The sequence below is a fragment of the Pseudomonas sp. LBUM1652 genome (genome assembly GCF_059716105.1).
The window spans coordinates 144,219-167,530 of sequence record NZ_CP166804.1; the positions used below are offsets into that span (position 1 = coordinate 144,219).

Below are 23,312 nucleotides of genomic sequence, written 5' to 3' on the forward strand. Positions count from 1 at the left end.
ATAGCCAACTGCGCGCAAGTATGCGGTGCGGCGATGAAATCGTCACCGCTTCGCCGGGCGCAAACGTGACGGCCGCCCCATAAGGGCGGCCGTTGTTCACGGATCAGCTGTTGTTGTGGTCGACCTTGATGGTTGGGTCGCTGCCGGCAATCAGGTTGTGAATGTTGGCGCTCGACCAGTTGTTGCCTTCCAGTTTGATCGTCACGTCCGGTGTTGCAGCAGCGGCGTCGGCCGAGTTGAACTTGCCGCCCGAGCTGACTTGCAGCGACGACACGCCATCGACCGTGGTGATCTTCAGGAAGTTGTCGATGGTGCTGCCGGTTTCGCCCTGCAACAGATCACGCAGGTCGATACGGTCACCTTCGGCAGCCTTGAAGTCCTTGATCACATCAGTGCCGGTGTCGCCCGATTTCCAGACAAAGGTGTCACCACCCGAACCACCGATCAGGATGTCGTTGCCCTGGCCGCCGATCAATGTGTCGTTGCCGGTGCCGCCGAGCAGGATGTCATTGCCCTTGCCGCCGTCGAGCAGGTCGTTGCCGCCCGAGCCGAACAGGATGTCATTGCCCGCGCCGCCCAGCAGGGTGTCGTTGCCGTCATGCGCACCGGACACATCGAACGCCTGATAGTGCTCGGTGACGTACTGGTGCACGTTGCTAGTGGTGACTTTGCTGACGTCGACGCCGGTTTCCTTGGCCACGAACGCCTGCATCGCCTGATAACCCTCACCGGCAATGCCGTTGAAGCTCACCAGATCGCCAAACAGGATGTCGTTGCCGTCGCCACCGCTGACGGTGTCGTTGCCCGGCATCGTCGCTTCGGTGTGGCCGATGATCGAATTGGCCAGATCTTTCGGATCGATGTTGGTCTGCGGCGTCTTGTCCGAATCGTACGGTTTCAGGTCGTTGAGGCTGACGCCGCTGTTGAGGCCGATGGCTTCAACGTTCGACAGACCGCTGAGCAATGCGAAGCTGCTCGTCGAGTTGTCGGTGGTGGCCGTGGTGGTGCTGCTGCCGGTACCCGAGAGGTTGGAGAACTCATAGGTACCGTCGCCCTGAGCGTGCAGCGTGCCGAAGGTCTGGTACGACCAGTTGCTGCCCGACTTGCTCCAGACCGTCACGGAACCCGTCGCACTGATATCGATCTGGTGCGTGCTGTCTGGATACAGACTGACGGCTGTGCCCAACTTGTAGTTGCTGGTGGTGATCAGGCTGTCGAGGGTTTTGTTGCCGTACAGGTACGGGTTGGTCGACTCGCTGCTCTGGTAGTAGGTCGGCTGACCATCGGTAATGAAGTACGTGAGGTTCTTCGCACCGGTGTTGGCCACCGCTTCAGCGCTCTGGAAGAAGTTGGCCGTGGTCTTGAACACGTCCTCGTAGTTGGTGCCACCGCCGGACGTCATCGAGTCCAGCACTGCCTTGAGTTTGGTCAGGGCGTTAGGGTCGTTGAGATTCACCGACACCGACTGTTTGACCTGGGTATCGAAGTCCACTAGGAAGATGTTCACCGTGCCCGAGTTGCTGCCGCCCAAGCTTTGCTTGAGGGTGTTGAACACCGAAGTCAGCGAGTCCTTCGCGGCGTTGAGCGACGAAGTGCTCATGCTGCCCGAGCTGTCGACCATGAATGCGATGTTGTAGTTGGTGCCAGGCACCACGGTCAGACCGCCGATGTCAGCCACGACGATGTCGTTGCCGTCAGTCCCGGTGACGGTGTCGTCACCTGAAGTCGCGGTCACGGCGTTGTAGACCGCCGGCACCACGGTGACCGGAATGGTCGCTGTGCTGCTCGCCGAACCGCCCACCGCTTCGGTGGAAGTCGAGGTGACGGTCAGATTGAACTGGCCGTTGTAGTAGGTCGGCGGGGTCACGGTCAGGCTGCTGAGGTTCCAGCCGGTGACGTTGGCTTCGCCATTGCTCGCGGTGACGGTGAAGCTGTGGCCTGCGCCGTCGCTCAGCACCGAGCCGACCGGCGCGCCGCTGATCTTCACGCTCAGGGTTTCCGAGCCGTCGGTGTCGGTCAGCGCGGTGGAGACTGCCGACAGTTTCACCGTGGTGCCTTCGGCGCCAGTGTTGAGCTTGTAGCCGTCGTAATAGCCTTCGCCGTTAGTGCCGTGCAGATCGGAGACAGTCACACCGGCATTCACCAGATCCTTCACGCCGGTATAGATCGGCACGCCGGCGCTGCTCAGGTCGACTGCTGCGCCGCCGTTGATCGACAGGTTGACGTCGTAGCTGCCCGGGCCGCTCTGGTTGTGGTGGTAGATGTCCAGGGTGTAGTAGCCGCTGGTGGTCGGAGTGAACGAACCATTGAGGTTACCGCCCGCGCCCCACGTGATCGAGGCCACGTTCTTGCCGCCGATGGTGACCAGCAAGCTGTCATCGCCGACACCGCTGAAGGTGTAGGTCTTGCCGGCTTCCAGATAGATCAGGCCCGACGTTTTCGAGGCGGTACCGGCGGTCACGCTGCCGTCCGACTGCACGTTGTTCACGGTGCCGCTGGAGTTCGGTGTGCCGGCGCCGTCGATCACGTTTTTCAGCGTGGTCGAATCCGCGCCGTTGCCGTTGGTGCCCAGACCCGACAGACCGGTCCAGACTTCCTTGATCAGCCCGGTGGACTTCACGCTGTTGTCGGCCACGCTCACGGTCGGGGCATCCGCCACTGGCGTGATGTCGATCTTCACGGTGCCGGTGTTGCCCAGCAGTTGGCCGTCGGTTGGCTGGAACTTGATCTGCGCGTAGTCAGCCTGGTTGTTGCCCAGGCCGGTGCCGCCGTAACCGTTCACGCCCGACTCGTTGGCATCCGGCATGAAGCGCAGTTTGCCGGCGTCGATGTCAGCCTTGCTGAAGGTCTGGTTGTTGGCGACGTCTTTCCAGGTCGAACCGTCCAGGTACTGCAGTTTGCCTTCGCCCGGCAGCTGGGTGATTTTCACCCCGAGGCTGCTGGCCGGGCTGTCGACGTCGGTCACACCAAAGGTCGACCAGCCGAGGATCAGCGGGGTGTCTTCGGTGCCGGTGACGTTGACTGGCGCTGCGACTGGCGCGTCGTTGACTGCCACCACGTTGACCGTGGTGGTCGCGGTGTTGGAGTAGTTACCACCGTCAGTTACGGTCACGGTGATGATCCGCGGCACAGTGCTCGGGTCTTCACTGCTGTTGGTGAAGCTGATGTTCTTGATGGCCTGCATGTAGTCGGCCAGTGTCGCGTTGCCCGACAGGGTCAGGGTCACCGTGCCGTTGGTGCTGTTGGCATTGATGGTGATGCCATTGACGCTGTTGCCCAGGTTCAGCGCATCGCCGTCCTGACGATTGGTCAGCACCACAGTCGCGCCAGTCAGCATGGTGCTGTCCGGGTCGGTGATTCTGATATCGGTGTCGGCAATCGACACACCCGCGCCCGGAGTGTTTTCGGTGAAGGTCACCTTGTAGTCGGCACCGGTTGCACCGCTGGAGTTGTTGGCGTCCAGATCGATGACCGGTGGCGCATCGTTGTCGATGATCGAGGTGCTGACGCTGCCATTGGTGCCGCTGACTGCGAGGTTCTCGAAGTTGCCACCGGTGGCCGAGTCGATCTTGACCACGAAGTTCTCGGTACCTTCGGTGATCTTGTCATTGATGGTCGCGACGTTGAACTGCGCACTGCTGGCGCCTGCGGGGATCTTCACGGTGTACACGCCAGTGAAGTCCGAACCGTCGGCAGCGGTACCGCTGTAGACGATTTTCAGGGTCACTTCGGTTTGCGCCGGGTGGTTCAGGCTGACGGTGTAGCTGGCGGTCTGGCCTTCGGTCACCGAAGTGCTGCCGGTGATGCTGACCGTGGTGGTGTCGACGGTGTCGGTGACGCTGGTCACGGCTGGTGTGTTGCTGGTTACCAGGTTTTCAAAGCCGCCGCCGCTGGTGCCGGTGATGCTCGCCTGCACGGAGCCGGCGTCTTTGTAGACGTCGTCAGCCGGAGCCGGGACGGTCACGGTGCCCGTGGTTTTGCCCGCTTCGATGGTGATCACCGAGCCGTTCGACAGCGTCACGGTCACTGGCGAACCAGCAGCGTTGGTCAGGGTCGCGGTGTAGGTGATCTGTCCACCTTCGGCCACGGTGCCCGTGGCGCTCAGCGTCAGGTTGGTGGTGTCGATGGTATCGGTCACGGTGGTGCTGACCGGAGTTTTATCGGCGACGAGATTCTCGTAGTTACCGCCAGTCACGTTGGTGATCGAGTTGGTCAGCGGCGCGTGGCCGGTCAGCGCATCGTTCGGTGCGGTGGTGGTCACGGTGCCAGTGGTTTTGCCTACTTCGATAGTGATGTTCTGACCGTTGGCCAGGGTCACGGTGACTGGCGAGCCGGTGACTGGAGCGCCCACAGTGGCGGTGTAAGTGACAGTGCCACCCTCGGCCGTTGTACCGGTCGCGGTCAGTCTGACGGTGGTGGTGTCGATGGTATCGGTGACGCTGGTCACGGCTGGTGTCGTGCTCGGCACGAGGTTTTCGAAGTTGCCGCCGGTGGCGGTGCTGATCGTTGCCTGAACGGTGCCGGCGTCTTTGTAGACGTCATCCGTTGGAGCAGGGACGGTCACGGTGCCAGTGGTTTTACCGGCGTCGATGGTGATCACAGCGCCGTTGCTCAGGGTCACGGTCACTGGCGAGCCAGCAGCGTTGGTCAGCGTCGCGGTGTAGACAATCGAACCGCCCTCGGCCACGGAGCCGGTCGCGCTGAGCGACAGGTTGGTGGTGTCGACTGTGTCGGTGACGGTAGTCGAAACCGGAGTCTTGTCGGCAACAAGATTCTCGTAGTTGCCGCCGCTGACATTGGTGATCGAGTTGGTCAGTGGAGTGTGGCCGGTCAGCGCATCGTTCGGTGCGGTGGTGGTCACGGTGCCAGTGGTCTTGCCGATGTCGATAGTGATTTGCTGACCATTGGCCAACGTCACGACGACAGGCGAGCCGGTTACTGGCGCGCCAACGGTCGCGGTGTAGACGACGTTACCGCCTTCTGCCGCAGTGCCGGTTGCGCTCAGTTTCACTGACGTGGTGTCGATGGTGTCGGTGACGCTGGTCACGGCTGGCGTCGTGCTCGGCACGAGGTTTTCGAAGTTGCCACCGGTGGCGGTGCTGATCGTTGCCTGCACGGTGCCGGCGTCTTTGTAGACGTCATCCGTTGGAGCAGGGACGGTCACGGTGCCAGTGGTTTTACCGGCGTCGATGGTAATCACAGCGCCGTTCGACAGCGTTACTGTCACCGGCGAACCAGCAGCGTTGGTCAGCGTCGCTGTGTAAACAATCGAACCACCCTCGGCCACAGAACCGGTCGCGCTCAGCGACAGATTGGTGGTGTCGACGGTGTCGGTCACGTTAGTGCTGACCGGGGTTTTGTCGGCCACGAGGTTTTCGTAGTTGCCGCCGGTCACGTTGGTGATCGAATTGGTCAGCGGCGCATGGCCGGTCAACGCATCGTTTGGTGCGGTAGTGGTCGCGGTGCCTGTGGTCTGGCCTACACCGATGGTGATGGTTTGACCATTGGCCAGCGTTACCACAACTGGCGAGCCAGTCACTGGAGCACCGACCGTGGCGGTGTAGACGACGTTGCCGCCCTCTGCCGCAGTAGCCGTTGCCGTTAGTTTCACGGTGGTGGTGTCGATGGTATCGGTAACGCTGGTCACGGCCGGCGTCGTGCTTGGCACGAGGTTTTCGAAGTTGCCACCGGTGGCGGTGCTGATCGTTGCCTGAACGGTGCCGGCGTCTTTGTAGACGTCATCCGTTGGAGCAGGGACGGTCACGGTGCCAGTGGTTTTACCGGCGTCGATGGTGATCACAGCGCCGTTCGACAGGGTGACGGTCACTGGCGAGCCAGCAGCGTTGGTCAGCGTCGCTGTATAAACAATCGAACCACCCTCGGCCACCGAGCCAGTCGCGCTCAGCGACAGATTGGTGGTGTCGACGGTGTCGGTCACGTTAGTGCTGACCGGGGTTTTGTCGGCCACGAGGTTTTCGTAGTTGCCGCCGGTCACGTTGGTGATCGAGTTGGTCAGTGGCGTGTGACCGGTCAACGCATCGTTCGGTGCAGTCGTGGTGATGGTGCCAGTGGTTTTGCCCACTTCGATGGTGATGTTCTGACCATTGGCCAGAGTCACGACGACAGGCGAACCTGTTACTGGCGCACCGACGGTTGCGGTGTAGACGACGTTGCCGCCCTCTGCCGCAGTAGCCGTTGCCGTCAGTTTCACGGTGGTGGTGTCGATGGTATCGGTAACGCTGGTCACCGCAGGCGTCGTGCTCGGCACCAGGTTTTCGAAGTTGCCACCCGTGGAGGTGGTGATCGTGGCCTGAACGGTGCCAGCGTCTTTGTAGACGTCGTCGGTTGGCGCTGGAACGGTCACGGTGCCGGTGGTTTTACCCGCTTCGATAGTGATCACCGAGCCGTTGCTCAGGGTCACGGTCACTGGCGAGCCAGCGGCGTTGGTCAGAGTCGCGGTGTAGGTGATCTGGCCACCCTCTGCAACCGAGTTTGTAGCACTCAGAGACAGGTTGGTGGTGTCGACGGTGTCGGTGACGGTGGTCGAAACCGGCGTTTTGTCGGCCACGAGGTTTTCGTAGTTGCCGCCAGTCACGTTGGTGATCGCGTTGGTCAGTGGAGCATGACCGGTCAACGCATCGTTTGGTGCGGTGGTGGTCGCGGTGCCAGTGGTCTGGCCGACACCAATGGTGATGGTCTGACCGTTGGCCAGCGTTACCACAACTGGCGAGCCAGTCACTGGAGCACCGACCGTGGCGGTGTAGACGACGTTGCCGCCCTCTGCCGCAGTAGCCGTTGCCGTCAGTTTCACGGTGGTGGTGTCGATGGTATCGGTAACGCTGGTCACGGCTGGCGTCGTGCTTGGCACGAGGTTTTCGAAGTTGCCACCGGTGGCGTTGCTGATCGTCGCCTGTACGGTACCGGCGTCTTTGTAGACGTCATCGGCAGGCGCAGGAACGGTCACTGTGCCAGTGGTTTTACCGGCCTCAATGGTGATCACAGCGCCGTTGGACAGGGTCACGGTGACTGGCGAGCCAGCGGCGTTGGTCAAGGTTGCGGTGTAAACAATCGAACCGCCCTCGGCTACGGTACCGGTCGCGCTCAGCGAGAGATTGGTGGTGTCGACAGTGTCGGTGACATTGGTCGAAACCGGGGTCTTGTCGGCCACCAGGTTCTCGAAGTTGCCACCTGTTACGTCAGTGATCGAGTTGGTTAGCGGAGCGTGGCCCGTCAATGCGTCGTTTGGAGCCGTGGTGGTCGCAGTACCGGTGGTCTGGCCAACGCCAATGGTGATCGTCTGACCGTTGGCCAGGGTTACGACGACCGGCGAGCCAGTGACTGGCGCGCCGACAGTCGCGGTGTAGGTGACGTTGCCACCCTCAGCAGTCGACTCTGTCGCTGTCAGTTTGACGGTGGTGGTGTCGATGGTGTCGGTGACGTTGGTCACTGCCGGTACGGTACTCGGCACCAGGTTTTCGAAGTTGCCACCGGTCGCGGTCGAAATGGTTGCTTCGACTTTGCCGGCGTCTTTGTAAACGTCGTCGGCTGGCGCAGGAACAGTCACCGTGCCGGTGGTTTTACCGGCCTCAATGGTGATCACGGCGCCGTTGGACAGGGTCACGGTGACTGGCGAGCCGGCCGCGTTGGTCAGGGTTGCGGTGTAAACAATCGAACCACCCTCGGCCACGGTACCAGTTGCGCTGAGCGACAGGTTGGTGGTTTCGACGGTATCGGTGACCGTGGTCGAAATCGGGGTCTTGTCGGCCACCAGATTCTCGTAATTGCCGCCGGTTACACCGGTGATCGAGTTGGTCAGCGGCGCCTGACCGGTCAGTGCATCGTTCGGTGCAGTGGTGGTCACGGTGCCGGTGGTTTTACCCACTTCGATGGTGATGTTCTGACCATTTGCCAAGGTCACAACAACCGGCGAACCGGTGACTGGCGCGCCAACCGTCGCGGTGTAAGTGACAGTACCGCCTTCAGCCACTGACGTATCGGCCGTCAGTTTGACCGTCGACGTATCGATGGTGTCGGAGACGTTGGTGACGGCTGGAACAGTGCTCGGCACCAGGTTCTCGAAGTTGCCGCCCGTGGCGTTGGTGATAGTTGCCTGTACGGTACCGGCGTCTTTGTAGACGTCATCGGCAGGCGCAGGAACGGTCACTGTGCCAGTGGTTTTACCCGCTTCGATGGTGATCACGGCGCCGTTCGACAGCGTCACGGTCACTGGCGAACCAGCGGCGTTGGTCAGGGTCGCGGTGTAAGTGATCTGGCCACCCTCGGCCACGGAGCCGGTCGCACTCAGCGACAGGTTAGTCGTGTCGACGGTGTCGGTGACAGTGGTCGAAACAGGGGTTTTGTCGGCAACGAGGTTTTCGTAGTTGCCGCCAGTCACACCAGTGATCGAGTTGGTGAGCGGCGCTTGGCCGGTCAGCGCATCGTTCGGCGCAGTGAAGGTCACGGTGCCGGTTGTTTTACCCACTTCGATGGTGATGTTCTGACCGTTAGCCAGGGTCACAGTGACCGGAGAACCGGTAACTGGTGCACCCACGGTCGCGGTGTAAGTAACGGTGCCACCTTCAGCCGCCGACTCGGTCGCGGTCAGTTTCACAGTGGTGGTGTCGACTGTGTCGGTGACATTGGTCACAGCTGGAACAGTGCCCGGCACCAAATTCTCGAAGTTGCCACCGGTTGCCGTGGAAATGGTCGCCTCGACCTTGCCGGCGTCTTTGTAGACGTCATCGGTTGGCGCAGGAACTGTCACGGTGCCAGTGGTTTTACCGGCCTCGATGGTGATCACGGCGCCATTGGAAAGCGTCACGGTTACCGGCGTGCCTGCCGGGTTGGTCAGCGTTGCGGTATAAACGATCGAACCGCCTTCAGCCACCGAGTCGGTCGCGGTCAGGTTCAGGTTGGTGGTGTCGGTGGTGTCCGACACGGTGGTGTCGGCGGACTTGCCGTCGACCGCCAGTTTTTCGTAGTTGCCGCCAGTGGCGCCGTCGATGGTCACGCTCAGGGAGCTGCCGCCCGCCAATGGGCTGTTCGGCGCGACGAAGTTCACGGTGCCAGTGGTTTCGCCGACCGCGATGGTGATGGTCTGGCCGTTGGACAGCGTCACCACGACTGGCGAGCCGGTCACTGGCGCGGTCACGGTCGCGGTGTAGACCACGGTTTCGCCTTCGGCGACGTTCGTGGTGGCGGTCAGCGATACGGTGGAGGTGTCGATGGTGTCGTTGACGGTGGTCACCGCCGGCACAGTGCTCGGCACCAGATTCTCGAAGTTGCCGCCGGTAGCAGTGGAAATAGTCGCTTCGACTTTACCGGCATCTTTGTAGACGTCATCGGCTGGCGCAGCAACAGTCACGGTGCCGGTAGTTTTACCGGCCTCGATGGTGATCACGGCGCCGTTGCTCAGCGTCACGGTCACTGGCGTGCCGGCAGCGTTGGTGAGGGTCGCGGTATAGGTGATCTGGCCGCCTTCATTCACCGAACCGGTAGCGCTGAGCGACAGGTTAGTGGTGTCGGTGGTGTCGGTCACGGTGGTGCTGACCGGGGTTTTGTCGGCCACGAGGTTTTCGTAGTTGCCGCCACTCACGCCGGTGATCGCGTTGGTCAGCGGCGCATTGCCGGTCAATGCATCGTTCGGCGCCGTGAAGGTCACGGTGCCCGTGGTTTTGCCGACTTCGATGGTGATGTTCTGACCGTTGGCCAGGGTCACGACAACCGGCGAACCGGTGACTGGCGCGCCGACAGTCGCGGTGTAAGTGACGGTGCCACCTTCCGCCGCAGACTCGGTAGCGGTCAGTTTGACGGTCGAGGTGTCGATGGTGTCAGTGACGTTGGTCACGGCTGGCGTGGTGCTTGGAACCAGATTCTCGAAGTTGCCGCCAGTAGCTTCTTTGATGGTGACTTCGACTTTGCCGGCGTCTTTATAGACGTCATCGGCAGGCGCAGGAACAGTCACGGTGCCAGTGGTTTTACCCGCCTCGATGGTGATCACCGAGCCGTTCGAAAGCGTCACGGTTACCGGCGTGCCGGCCGGGTTGGTCAGTGTCGCGGTGTAAACAATCGAACCGCCCTCGGCCACGGAGCCGGTCGCACTCAGCGACAGGTTAGTGGTGTCGACGGTGTCGGTCACCGAGGTCACGGCCGGGGTCTTGTCGGCAACCAGATTCTCGTAATTGCCGCCGCTGGCGTTGTCGATCTTCACGCTCAGCGTGTTGCCGCCGGCCAATGCATCGTTCGGCGCAGTGAAGTTGACGCTGCCGCTGCTGGCGCCGACCGGGATAGTGATGGTCTGGCCGTTGGACAGGGTCACGACAACCGGCGAACCGGTCACCGGAGCAGTCACGGATGCGGTGTAAACCACCACGCCACCTTCAACGGTTCCGGCGGTGGCGGTCAGCGAGACGGTGCTGTTGTCGATGGTGTCGGTGACGTTGGTCACCGCTGGTGTCTTGTCGACGACCAGGTTTTCGAAGTTGCCACCGGTAGTCTTGGTGATGCTGGCGTCGACTTTGCCGGCGTCCTTGTACACGTCATCGGCCGGGGCCGCGACGGTGGCGGTGCCGGTAGTCGCGCCTTTGGCGATGTTGATCACCGCGCCGTTGCTCAGGGTCACGGTCATGGCCGTGCCGGCGGCATTGGTCAGGGTCGCGGTGTAGATAATCGAACCGCCCTCGGCGACCGAACCGGTGGCGCTCAGGCTGATATTGGTGGTGTCGACCGTGTCGGTGACGGTGGTAACCACCGCCGAGCGGTTGGCATCGACCTGCTCGAAGTTGCCGCCGCTGTGGCTGGCAATCGCGGTCTGCACCTTGCCGCCGTCGATGTACGGGGTGTTCGCCGGCGCTGCGAAGTTCACCGAGCCGCTAGTGGCGCCGGCAGCGATGTTGATCACCGCGCCGTTGGCCAGGGTCACGGTCATGGCGGTGCCGGCCGGATTGCTCAGGGTCGCGGTGTAGGTAATCTGGCCACCTTCGCTGACGGTGTCGCTGGCGCTCAGGGTCAATGTGGTCTTGTCGACGGTGTCATTGACGGTGGTGCTGACCGGGGTCTTGCTGACGTCGAGCTTCTCGAAGTTGCCGCCAGTGGCATCGGTCATGGTCACGGTGAGCTTGCTGACGTCTTTGTAGACGTCATCGCTCGGCGCCGCGATGGTCACCGAACCGCTGGTTTTACCAGCCTCGATGGTGATGGTCTGGCCATTGCTCAGGTTGACGGTCACCGGGGTTTGCGCGGCGTTGGTCAGGGTCGCGGTGTAGGTGATCGACGTGCCTTCGAGCACATAGCTTTCAGCGCTGAGGGTGAGGTGCGTGGTGTTGACGGTGTCGGCGACGTTGGTCACCGCTGGCGTCGGATTGGCCACCAGGTTTTCGAAATTGCCGCCCGTGGTCTCTTTGATCGTCACTTCGACTTTGCCGGCATCTTTGTAGACGTCATCGGCTGGCGCCGGAACGGTTACGGTGCCGGTGGTCTTGCCAGCTTCGATGGTGATGGTCGAACCGTTGCTCAGGGTCACGGTCACCGGGGTGCCGGCCGGGTTGGTCAGCGTAGCGGTGTAGACGATCTGCCCGCCTTCGTTGACGTTGCCGGTGGCGGTCAGCGAAACGGTGGTGGTGTCGACGGTATCGGTGACGGTGGTGCTGACCGGGGTTTTGTCGGCCACGAGGTTTTCGTAATTGCCGCCGCTGACGTTGGTGATCGAGTTGGTCAGCGGTGCATGACCGGCCAATACGTCGTTCGGTGCAGTGGTGGTTACGGTGCCGGAGGTCTTGCCGACTTCGATGGTGATGTTCTGACCGTTGGCCAGGGTCACCACAACGGGCGAACCGGTCACCGGCGCACCAACAGTCGCGGTGTAGGTGACGGTGCCACCTTCAGCGGCAGTTTCGGTAGCGCTCAGTTTTACCGTCGAGGTGTCGATGGTGTCTGTGACGTCGGTGACGGCCGGAACGGTGCTTGGCACCAGATTCTCGAAGTTGCCGCCCGTGGCGTCCTTGATGGTCACTTCGACTTTACCGGCGTCTTTGTAGACGTCATCGGCAGGCGCCGGAACGGTCACGGTGCCAGTGGTTTTGCCCGCTTCGATGGTGATGACCGAGCCGTTGCTCAAGGTCACGGTCACCGGCGAGCCAGCGGCGTTGGTCAGCGTCGCGGTGTAAACAATCGAGCCGCCCTCGGCCACGGAACCGGTGGCGCTCAGGGACAGATTGGTGGTGTCGACGGTGTCGGTGACGGTGGTCGAAACCGGCGTCTTGTCGGCCACGAGGTTTTCGTAGTTGCCGCCGCTGACGTTGGTGATCGAGTTGGTCAGTGGGGCTTGGCCAGTCAGCGCATCGTTCGGTGCGGTGGTGGTGACGGTGCCTGTGGTTTTGCCGACTTCGATGGTGATGTTCTGACCGTTGGCCAGGGTGACAGTCACTGGCGAACCGGTCACTGGCGCGCCAACAGTGGCGGTATAGGTGACGGTGCCACCTTCGGCGGCCGACTCGGTGGCGGTCAGTTTTACGCTGGTGGTGTCAACGGTGTCGGTGACTTCGGTAACGGCTGGAACGGTGCTTGGCACCAGATTCTCGAAGTTGCCGCCCGTGGCGTCCTTGATGGTCACTTCGACTTTGCCGGCGTCTTTATAGACGTCATCGGCAGGTGCCGGAACGGTCACGGTGCCGGTGGTTTTGCCCGCCTCGATGGTGATGACAGAGCCGTTGCTCAGGGTCACGGTGACTTGCGAACCAGCGGCGTTGGTCAAGGTCGCGGTGTAAGTAATCTGGCCACCTTCAGCCACGGAGCCGGTAGCGCTCAGCGACAGATTGGTGGTGTCGGTGGTGTCAGTCACCGTGGTGCTGACTGGCGTCTTGTCGGCAACGAGATTCTCGTAATTGCCGCCCGTCACGTTGGTGATTGCATTGGTCACCGGGGCCTGGCCAACCAGCGCATCATTCGGCGCAGTGAAGGTCACGGTGCCGGTGGTTTTACCCACTTCGATGATGATGTTCTGGCCGTTGGCCAAGGTCACCACAACCGGTGAACCGGTAACCGGCGCGCCAACGGTGGCGGTGTAGGTGACGGTGCCGCCTTCAGCAACCGAGGTGTCTGCAGTCAGTTTGACGGTCGAAGTGTCGATGGTATCGGTCACTTCGGTCACGGCAGGCGTGGTGCTCGGAACCAGGTTCTCGAAGTTGCCGCCAGTGGCCTTGTCGATGGTCACTTCTACTTTGCCGGCGTCTTTATAGACGTCATCGGCCGGCGCCGGAACGGTCACGGTGCCCGTGGTTTTGCCCGCTTCGATGGTGATCACCGAGCCGTTGCTCAGCGTCACGGTAACCGGCGAACCGGCAGCGTTGGTCAACGTCGCGGTGTAAACGATCGAACCGCCTTCAGCCACGGAACCAGTCGCGCTCAGGGACAGATTGGTGGTGTCGACGGTATCGGTGACGGTGGTCGAAACCGGGGTCTTGTCGGCCACGAGATCTTCGTAGTTGCCGCCAGACACGCCAGTGATCGAGTTGCTCAGCGGTGCATTACCGGTCAACGCATCGTTTGGCGCGATGAAGGTCACGGTGCCGGTGGTTTTACCGACTTCGATGGTGATGCTTTGACCATTGGCCAGGGTCACCACGACCGGCGAACCGGTCACTGGCGCGCCAACGGTGGCGGTGTAAGTGACGGTGCCGTCTTCAGCCACCGAGGTATCGGCGCTCAGTTTGACGGTCGAAGTGTCGATGGTGTCGGTCACTTCGGTTACGGCTGGGGTGGTGCTCGGAACGAGGTTCTCGAAGTTGCCGCCGGTGGCGTCCTTGATCGTCACTTCAACTTTGCCGGCGTCTTTATAGACGTCATCGGCTGGCGCCGGAACGGTCACGGTGCCGGTGGTCTTGCCCGCTTCAATGGTGATCACCGAGCCGTTGCTCAGGGTCACGGTCACTGGGGTTTGTGCGGCGTTGGTCAGGGTCGCGGTGTAAACGATCGAACCGCCTTCAGCCACAGAACCGGTCGCGCTCAGCGACAGATTAGTGGTGTCGACCGAGTCGGTAATGGTGGTGGTCGCTGGCGTCGGGTTCGGCACCAGATTTTCAAAGTTGCCACCGGTAGCGCCGGTGATGGTGGTGCTGACGGTGCTGCCATTGTTGTAGACGTCGTTGGCCGCAGTCGGCACGTTGACGCTGCCGCTGGTTTTGCCAGCTTCAATGGTGATGGTCGAGCCGTTCGACAGGGTAATGGTGACCGGCGTTTGCGCAGCGTTGGTCAGGGTTGCGGTGTAGGTGATCTGGCCACCTTCGACGACGGTGCCGGTCGCGGTGAGGCTGACGCTGGTGGTGTCGATCGAATCGGTAACGGTGGTGGTCGCTGGCGTGGTGTTCGGCACCAGGTTTTCGAAGTTGCCACCTGTGGCGCCGGTAATCGTCGTGCTGACGGTGCCGCCATTGTTGTAGACGTCGTTTGGCGCGGTCGGCACGTTGACGGTGCCGGTAGTCTGGCCCGCGCCAATGGTGATGGTCGAACCGTTCGACAGGGTGACGGTGACCGGGGTTTGCGCCGGGTTGGTCAGGGTCGCGGTGTAGGTGATCTGGCCGCCTTCGACGACGCTGCCGGTGGCGGTCAGGGTCAGGCCGGTGTTATCGATCGAGTCGGTGATGGTGGTCACCGCCGGTGTCGGGTTCGGCACCAGGTTCTCGAAGTTACCGCCCGTGGCACCTGTAATGGTGGTGGTGACGGTGCTGCCGTTGTTATAGACGTCGTTGGCCGGGGTCGGCACGTTGACGGTGCCGGTGGTCTGGCCGGCGCCGATGGTAATGGTCGAGCCGTTCGACAGGGTGACGGTCACCGGGGTTTGCGCCGGGTTGGTCAGGGTTGCTGTGTAGGTGATCTGCCCGCCTTCGGTAACGCTCGGGCCGGCCGTCAGGGTGACGGTGGTGGTGTCGAGGGTGTCGGTGACCTGAGTCGTGGCCGGGGTGGTCGGCGGCGTCACGGTGATGCCGTTGCCGCCAGTGGTGCCGGTGACGGTCACGTCGATCTGGGTCGGGTCGTTATAAACGGTGTCGTTCGGCGCCAATGGCACGTTGACGGTGCCGGTGGTGGAACCGGCCGGGATCACGATCACCGCGCCGTTGGACAGGGTGATGGTCAGGTCGGTCAGCGGCGCTTGGGTCAGGGTCGCGGTGTAGACCAGCACGCCGCCGGCTTCGGTAATGGTCGGCGTGGCGCTGAGGCTCAGGGTCGACTCACGCAGGGCGTTGGTGGTGGTGTCGGTGGTCTGGCCGCCAGTGATGTCTTGCGCAATTTGGCCCGCAGCGTTGATGCCCGCCGTAGGGAAGCCAATGGTCGGATCAACGCGGCCCGCCGTGGCATCGAGCATCACAAAGCTGTGACCGCCACCCGCCGCGCCGCCCGTACCTGCGGCGGTTGCGCCGGCAGCGGTGGCTTCAAGTGCGGTAGTCGGGTCGACGCCCGCAGCGATGGCTTGCTGCAGTTCTTCTACCGACGGCGCCGCCTGCGCGGTGGCTTCGGCCAGGTCAGTGCTGGAGTCGGGCGCGTTGGCGCTCCACTGGGTTTCACGGCCCAGATCCAGGGTGCGGCCATCAGCCAGTTCCAGCGACACGGCGCCCGACAGACCGGTGTCGATCTGATCGCCGACAAACAGTCGGTCGCCTTCAACGAGTACGCGACGTACGCCCTCTGGGGACACCACGAATACCTGACCGACAATGCTTTTGACGATGGCAACAACACTGCTCATTGAAGACTCTCCGGGGTGTCACGTTCAGTTGACTTCCATGGACCTGATGGCATGGATGCCGATTCAGTCTGGACGTACTTTAAAAATTTGCTAAACAAGTTTTGACGCATGCGATCGTCAATAATTTGGCTATATTCTTTCGCGATTAACTTTATGCCAAACTATTGACCTTATGGGTGCCATCCTAAACAATCGCCCCACTAATGTCACATTGATATTTCCGCGGCGACCTGTCCTTTTGCGTGTGATCCAGTTCCTGTTTCGAACTTTCCGACATACGGTCAATCCGGTTGCCAATCATCCGACGCAGCAGCACGTTTAGCTGTGATTCAAGACAAGTAGTTCTGGGAAATCGTTACCATGCGTTCGCATTTGTTCAAGGCTCTACCCTTCGCTCTCGCCGCGTCTTTCGCACAAGCACAATCCTTACCAGAAGCCATGCAACAGGCATTGGATGTCCATCCGGAAATCCAGGCAGGGGTCAACAGTCGTTTAGCTGCGGATTATCAATTAAAGGCAGCAAAGGGGGGATACCTGCCCAAGGTCGATCTGCTGGGCGGTTATGGCCGTGAAGGCACCGACAGCGTAACCACCCGCGCCAACGGTGGCGGCAATCATTGGGAAACCCTGAACCGCAGCGAGTCAAGTTTACGTCTTTCGCAAATGGTCTTTGACGGTTTTGCGACCTCCAGTGAAGTCGGGCGTCAACAAGCCAACGTTAACTCCCGCGCTTACTCGCTGCTGGGCACCTCGGAGCGCACGGCGTTAACCGTGGCCCAGGTTTATCTGGATGTGCTGACCCGCCGCGAATTCGTGCGACTGGCTGAAGAAAACCTCAAGAGCCACCAGCGCATTTATGACCAGATTCAGCTGCGTACCCAGCGTGGCGTGGGCAGTGGCGCCGACCTCGATCAGGCCGAAGCGCGGATGGCTCAGGCCCGCAACAACCTGATCACTGAGCAGACCAACCTCGCCGACTCCGAGACCAACTTCCTCAGCGCCGTCGGCCAGATGCCTGATCAATTGGAGCGTCCGGCGCCGTTCATGGCGATGATGCCGGCCAACCTTAACGAAGCGCGCGCGCAAATGCTGGAAAACAGCCCGATCCTGCGCTCGGCCGAGTCCGACATCGCTGCTGCAGAGAAGCAATACCAAACCGCCAAGTCGACGTTCTACCCACGCTTCGACGCCGAGCTGGGCCGCACCGCCGACAACGATCTCGACGGCCAGAACGGCCACAGCAACGAATGGCAGGCCATGTTGCGCATGCGCTTCAACCTGTATTCGGGCGGTAGCAACAAAGCTGATCTGGAATCCAAGTCGTACCTGTCAAACCAGGCGCTGGACATCCGCAACAACGCCCTGCGTCAGTTGAATGAAGAGCTGGGCCTGGCCTGGAACGCCCTGAACAACGCTAACGCCCAGGTGCCAATCGCTCAGCAATACGTCGATCACAGCACCTCGGTGCGTACCGCCTACCAGCGTCAGTTCAGCCTCGGCGAACGTACCTTGCTCGACTTGCTCGACAGCGAAAACGAGTTGTTCACCGCTTCGCGGCGTCTGGCTGAAATCAAAAACATTCAGTTATTTACTCAATACCGAATCAAGGCGACCATGGGCGAGTTGCTCAGAAGCCAGGGAGTGGTCGCACCGTTGGCATCCGTTGTGCAGAACGACGTGAAGCCCAAGGTCCAGTTGCCTGGGATGAATTGAGTTATCCCTTTTCAATTGCCAAAGAGTGTCGAGCGTGGAATCAGAAGTCAGTCGAGTTCATCTCAGTCATGATCCACGCGCGTTGCACGACGATCCGTTACTGGACGGTCTGCTAGCCCTTTGCATGCTGCACCAGAAACCCGCCAGCGCCGCGATGCTGACCACCGGCCTGCCGCTGCCCAAACAACGTCTGAGTGTCGAGTTGCTGCCCCGCGCGGCGGCTCGCGCCGGCCTGCAAGGTCGGGTGCTGCAACGCAAGCTGGAAGAAATTCCGGCGATCGCCATGCCGGCGTTGTTGCTGCTCAAGGACGGCCGCAGTGCCGTACTGCTTGGCTGGCAGGATGAAAATCAGGCCCGGGTGCTGCTCAGCGAAAGCGATGGCGGCGAATCGGTGGTCAGCCGCGAACTGCTTGCCGATGACTACACCGGCAAAGTCTTCTTCGCCCAGCCGCAACACAAATTCGACGTTAACCACGGCACGCTGATTCCACGCGCCCGCTCGTGGTTCCGCGACACCCTCAAGCGTTCGCGCTGGCTTTACGCCGACGCCATCGCCGCCAGTTTCCTGATCAACATCATTGCCATGGCCGCGCCGCTGTTCGTGATGAACGTCTACGACCGCGTAGTGCCAAACCAGGCCGAAGCGACCCTGTGGGTGCTGGCGCTGGGCATCACCGGCGCCTACATCTTCGACCTGATCCTCAAAAGCCTGCGCAGCCTGTGCCTGGATCTGGCCGGCAAGAAAACCGACCTGATCATCTCGGCGACGCTGTTCGAACGCATCGTCGGCATGGCCATGAAATACCGCCCGGCGCGGGTCGGCAGCTTCGCCCAGAACATCCACGAGTTTCAGAGCCTGCGCGACTTCCTCGCTTCGCTGACCCTGACCAGCCTGATCGATTTGCCGTTCACCATCCTGATCTTCATCGTCATCGCCATTCTTGGCGGGCATCTGGTGTGGATTCCGGTGCTGGCGTTCCCGATCGCTCTGCTGATCGGTTATGCGTTGCAAAAGCCGCTGGTGGCAACCATGGAACGAACCATGGCCCTCGGCGCCGAGCGTCAATCGAGCCTGATCGAAACCCTCGCCGGCCTCGACGCGGTGAAGGTCAACAACGCCGAAAGCGAACGCCAATACCAGTGGGAACAAACCATCGGCACCCTCAGCCGCTTGGAGCTGCGGGTGAAAATGCTGTCCGGTCTGGCGATGAACATCACCCTGCTGATCCAGCAACTGGCCGGGGTGATCATGATTGTCTTCGGCGTCTATCAGATCATCGACGGTCATCTGAGCATGGGCGGCCTGATTGCCTGCTACATGCTCAGCGGCCGCGCACTGAGCCCGCTGGCCTCGCTATCCGGTCTGCTGACCCGATATCAACAAGCTCGGGTGACCATGACCTCGGTAGACCAGATGATGGAGCTGCCGCAGGAACGCAATTTCGAAGAGCGCCCACTGAGCCGCAAGGTTCTGCAAGGCGCCATCGAATGCCGTCAACTCAACTTCACCTACCCGGAACAACAGAACCCGGCGTTGAAGAACATCAATCTGGTGATTCGTCCCGGCGAGAAGATCGGCATCATCGGCCGAAGCGGTTCGGGCAAGAGCTCGCTGGCGAAACTGCTGGTGGGCCTGTATCAGCCGGACGACGGCGCGTTGCTGGTCGACGGCGTGGATATTCGCCAGATCGACGTCAGCGAACTGCGCTACAACATCGGCTACGTGCCGCAGGACATCCAGTTGCTCGCCGGCACCCTGCGCGACAACCTTGTCTCCGGCGCGCGCTATGTAGAAGACGAGCTGGTACTGCAAGCCGCTGAACTGGCCGGCGTTCACGAATTCGCCCGTCTGCATCCGCAAGGGTATGAACTGCAAGTCGGCGAGCGCGGGCAGAACCTGTCGGGCGGTCAACGCCAGAACGTCGCCCTGGCCCGGGCATTGTTGCTCAATCCGCCGATTCTGTTGATGGACGAGCCGACCAGCGCCATGGACAACACCGGTGAAGAACGCCTCAAGCAACGCCTCGCGGCGGTGATTGAAAACAAGACCGTGGTGCTGGTGACACACCGGGCATCACTGCTGTCGCTGGTGGATCGCCTGCTGGTGATCGACCGTGGACAGATTCTCGCCGATGGCCCGAAAGCCGCCGTGATGGAAGCGTTGAAGAAGGGGCAGATCAGTGTTGCTTAAGTCGGGTGTCAAGGATTCGATCCGTCGTTACTTCAAAGGCTCCGCTTCGCTGCAGGGCCAGCCACTGCCGGAGGTCAACAAGGCGCTGATAGAAGACGCCCCGCGCGTCGTTCGCCTGACCATCTGGGCGATCATCGGCTTCTTCGTCTTTCTGATGCTCTGGGCCAATTTCGCCGTGATCGACGAAGTGACCAAGGGCGACGGCAAGGCCATTCCTTCGTCGAAGATCCAGAAAATCCAGAACCTTGAGGGCGGGATCGTCGCCGAACTGTTCGTCAAGGAAGGCCAGATCGTCGAGGCCGGCGCGCCTCTGATTCGTCTGGACGACACACGATTTGCCTCCAACGTCGGCGAAACCGAAGCGGATCGGCAGTCGATGTTGCTGCGCGTGGAGCGCCTTAGCGCCGAAGTCGATGACCGTCCGTTGAATTTCCCGGAAGACGTAGTCAAAGCGGTGCCGGGTCAGGCCAAGAGCGAAGAATCCCTGTACATCAGCCGCCGCCAGCAATTGCACGACGAGATCGGCGGGTTGCAGGAGCAGTTGATCCAGCGCCAGCAAGAGCTGCGCGAATTCAGCTCCAAGCAGGCGCAATATCGCCAGCAACTTGGCCTGCAACGGCAGGAAATCAACATGTCCGAGCCACTGGTGGCGCAGGGCGCGGTATCCCCAGTAGAAGTGCTGCGTCTCAAGCGTGCCGAAGTGGAAACCCGTGGTCAGCTCGACGCCACGACTCTGGCTATTCCCCGCGCTGAATCGGCGATCAAGGAAGTACAGCGCAAGATCGACGAGACTCGCGGCAAATTCCGCAGCGAAGCGCTGACCCAGCTCAACGAAGCCCGCACCGACCTGAACAAGGCCCAGGCCACCGGCAAAGCGCTGGAAGACCGGGTCAGCCGTACGCTGGTCACCTCGCCGGTACGCGGCATCGTCAACAAGTTGCTGGTCAATACCATCGGCGGCGTGATCCAGCCGGGCAGCGACATGGTAGAAATCGTGCCGCTGGACGACACCTTGCTGGTCGAAGCCAAGATCCGCCCGCAGGACATCGCGTTCCTGCATCCGGGGCAGGAAGCGATCGTGAAATTCACCGCGTATGACTACACCATCTACGGCGGGCTGAAAGCCCAGTTGGAGCAGATCGGCGCCGACACCATCACCGACGAAGACAAGAAAACCACCTACTACATCATCAAAGTGCGCACCGAACGCAGCCACTTGGGCACCGATGAGAAGCCGTTGCTGATCATTCCAGGGATGGTGGCGTCGGTGGATATCATCACCGGCAAGAAGTCGGTGTTGAGTTATCTGCTCAAGCCGATCATTCGGGCGCGGGCCGAGGCGTTGCACGAGCGCTGATCTTCACCGGGGCTAATGGCCCCATCGCTAGCAGGCTAGCTCCCACAGGGGATCTCTATCGAACATAAAATTTGTGTTCACAGAGGATCCCGGTGGGAGCTAGCCTGCTAGCGATGGCGTCCGCTTAAACAACACATCCCGCCAATAAGTGACACAAAACGTCACTCACCATCCAGTTCATTCCACACGATTCGCCATATCGTTATTCGCTAACGGTATTTAATTTCCAATTCTTATAGCTATAAAGTCACTCCCCTGCGTACCTGCCGACCAATCGGCGCGCCGCACGACCTGAACCAACACGCAATCCAGCGTGAGTTTCTGATCGACGCGCGCGCCCATGAGCGCGCCGTGCGTGGGAGATTGAAAGATGTCCGCAGCTACTGCCACTCCAAGCGCCGCGACCGCCGCGCCGCAAACCTTCGAAATTCGCCCGTTCAGCGGTGCCGTCGGCGCCGAGATCATCGGCCTCGACCTGACCCGTCCGGTCAATGACAAGGACTTCTCGCGCATTCACCGCGCGCACCTCGATCACCACGTCGTGGTGTTCCGCGAACAGCGCATCACCCCACAACAGCAGATCGACTTCAGCCGCCGCTTCGGCGTGTTGCAGATCCACGTGCTCAAGCAGTTCCTGCTGGCCAACCACCCGGAAATCCTCATCGTTTCCAACATCGTCGAGAACGGCCAGAACATCGGTCTGGGCGATGCCGGCAAGTTCTGGCACTCCGACCTTTCCTATAAAGAGCTGCCGAGCCTCGGCTCGATGCTGCATGCGCAGGAGTTGCCGTCCGAGGGTGGCGACACTTTGTTTGCCGACATGCACAAAGCCTGGGACAGCCTGCCCGAGGCGCTGCGCAAAGCGGTGGAGGGCCGCTCGGCTGCGCACTCCTACACCGCGCGTTACAGCGAGACCAAATTCGAAGGCAATTGGCGCCCGACCCTGACTCCCGAGCAACTCGCCCAAGTCGCCGAAGTGGTGCACCCGATTGCCCGCACCCATCCTGAAAATGGTCGTAAGTCGCTGTTCGTCAGTGAAGGCTTCACCACACGCATCGTTGGCCTGCCGCACGACGAGAGCAAACAACTGCTCGCCGAGCTCTACGCCCACAGCGTGCTGCCGCACAACATCTACCGCCACCAATGGCAGCCCCACGACATGGTGTTCTGGGACAACCGTTCCCTGATCCATCTCGCCGCCGGTTGCCCTGCGCACCTGCGCCGCAAGCTGTATCGCACGACCATTCAGGGCGACGCGCCTTTCTGATTTGCCGGAGATTCGATCATGTCCAAACGTCTTCCATTTGCGCCGCTGGCCGCGGCCATCGGCCTCGGTTTCAGTCTGATTGCTGGCAGCCTGGTGGCGCCGACCGTGGCTCACGCCGAAGGTGAAATCCGCATCGCCGAGCAGTTCGGCATCGTCTATTTATTGCTCAACGTGGTGCGCGATCAGGGCCTGATCGAGAAGTACGGCAAGCAGGAAGGCCTCGACATCAAGGTCGACTGGACGCAGTTGTCCGGTGGCGCGGCGGTCAACGACGCGCTGCTTTCAGGCTCCATCGATATTGCCGGCGCTGGCGTCGGCCCGCTGCTGACCATCTGGGATCGCACCCACGGCAAGCAGAACGTCAAAGCCGTGGCCTCGCTGGGCAACTTTCCGTACTACTTGGTGAGCAACAATCCCAAGGTCAAGACCATTGCTGATTTCACCGAGAAGGATCGCATTGCGGTACCGGCGGTGGGCGTCTCCGTGCAGTCGCGCTTCCTGCAATACGCGGCCGCCAAGCAGTGGGGCGACAAAGAATTCAATCGTCTCGACAAATACACCATCGCCGTTCCGCACCCGGACGCCACCGCTGCACTGATTGCCGGCGGCACCGAGCTGACCGGGCATTTCTCCAACCCGCCGTTCCAGGATCAGGCGCTGGAAAACCCCAACGTGCATGTCGTGCTCAATTCCTACGACGTGCTCGGCCCGAACTCGCCTACGGTGCTGTTCGCCACCGAGAAATTCCGCAACGAGAACCCGAAGACTTACAAAGCCTTCGTCGAAGCGCTGACCGAAGCTGCGCAATTCGCCCAGAACGATAAAGGCGCGGCGGCCGACACTTACATCCGCGTGACCAAAGCCAAGATCGACCGCGCCGCCTTGCTGAAAATCATCGACAACCCGCAGTTCGAATTCAGCGTCACGCCGAAAAATACCTACCCACTGGCCGAATTCCTCTACCGCGTCGGCGCGATCAAGAACAAGCCTGAATCGTGGAAGGACTACTTCTTCCAGGACGCCAAACCGCTGCAAGGGAGCTGAC

Annotated in this window: 6 protein-coding genes; 5 read left to right on the plus strand and 1 reads right to left on the minus strand. The window is 61.2% G+C overall.

Features of this window, described 5'->3' with window-relative positions:
* Positions 1–103: 103 nt before the first annotated feature.
* A complete protein-coding gene (locus tag ACA069_RS00685; RefSeq protein ID WP_497615866.1) occupies positions 104–15,739 on the minus strand; it encodes a LapA family giant adhesin in 15,636 nt (5,211 codons plus the stop codon).
* Between the two features lie 360 nt (positions 15,740–16,099).
* On the opposite strand from ACA069_RS00685, the gene ACA069_RS00690 reads away from it, so the two are divergent.
* The 5 genes from ACA069_RS00690 to ACA069_RS00710 all read left to right on the plus strand — a co-directional run bounded on the left by ACA069_RS00690 (position 16,100) and on the right by ACA069_RS00710 (position 23,311).
* Positions 16,100–17,452 (plus strand): TolC family outer membrane protein, encoded by a 1,353-nt coding sequence (locus tag ACA069_RS00690; RefSeq protein WP_187680321.1) that lies wholly within the window; start codon positions 16,100–16,102, stop codon positions 17,450–17,452.
* Between the two features lie 34 nt (positions 17,453–17,486).
* The gene (locus ACA069_RS00695; protein ID WP_187680320.1) at positions 17,487–19,643 is read left to right on the plus strand and encodes a type I secretion system permease/ATPase; all 2,157 of its coding nucleotides are present in this window, start codon (positions 17,487–17,489) and stop codon (positions 19,641–19,643) included.
* The gene (locus ACA069_RS00700) at positions 19,633–21,000 is read left to right on the plus strand and encodes an HlyD family type I secretion periplasmic adaptor subunit (RefSeq protein WP_187680319.1); all 1,368 of its coding nucleotides are present in this window, start codon (positions 19,633–19,635) and stop codon (positions 20,998–21,000) included. The genes ACA069_RS00695 and ACA069_RS00700 overlap by 11 nt, the downstream gene beginning before the upstream one ends.
* 370 nt (positions 21,001–21,370) lie before the next feature.
* A complete protein-coding gene (locus ACA069_RS00705; RefSeq protein ID WP_497615869.1) occupies positions 21,371–22,267 on the plus strand; it encodes a TauD/TfdA dioxygenase family protein in 897 nt (298 codons plus the stop codon).
* Positions 22,268–22,285: 18 nt separating this feature from the next.
* Complete coding sequence (locus ACA069_RS00710; protein ID WP_007957722.1) at positions 22,286–23,311, plus strand: ABC transporter substrate-binding protein; 1,026 nt, start codon at positions 22,286–22,288, stop codon at positions 23,309–23,311.
* The last annotated feature ends 1 nt before the right edge of the window (position 23,312 follow it).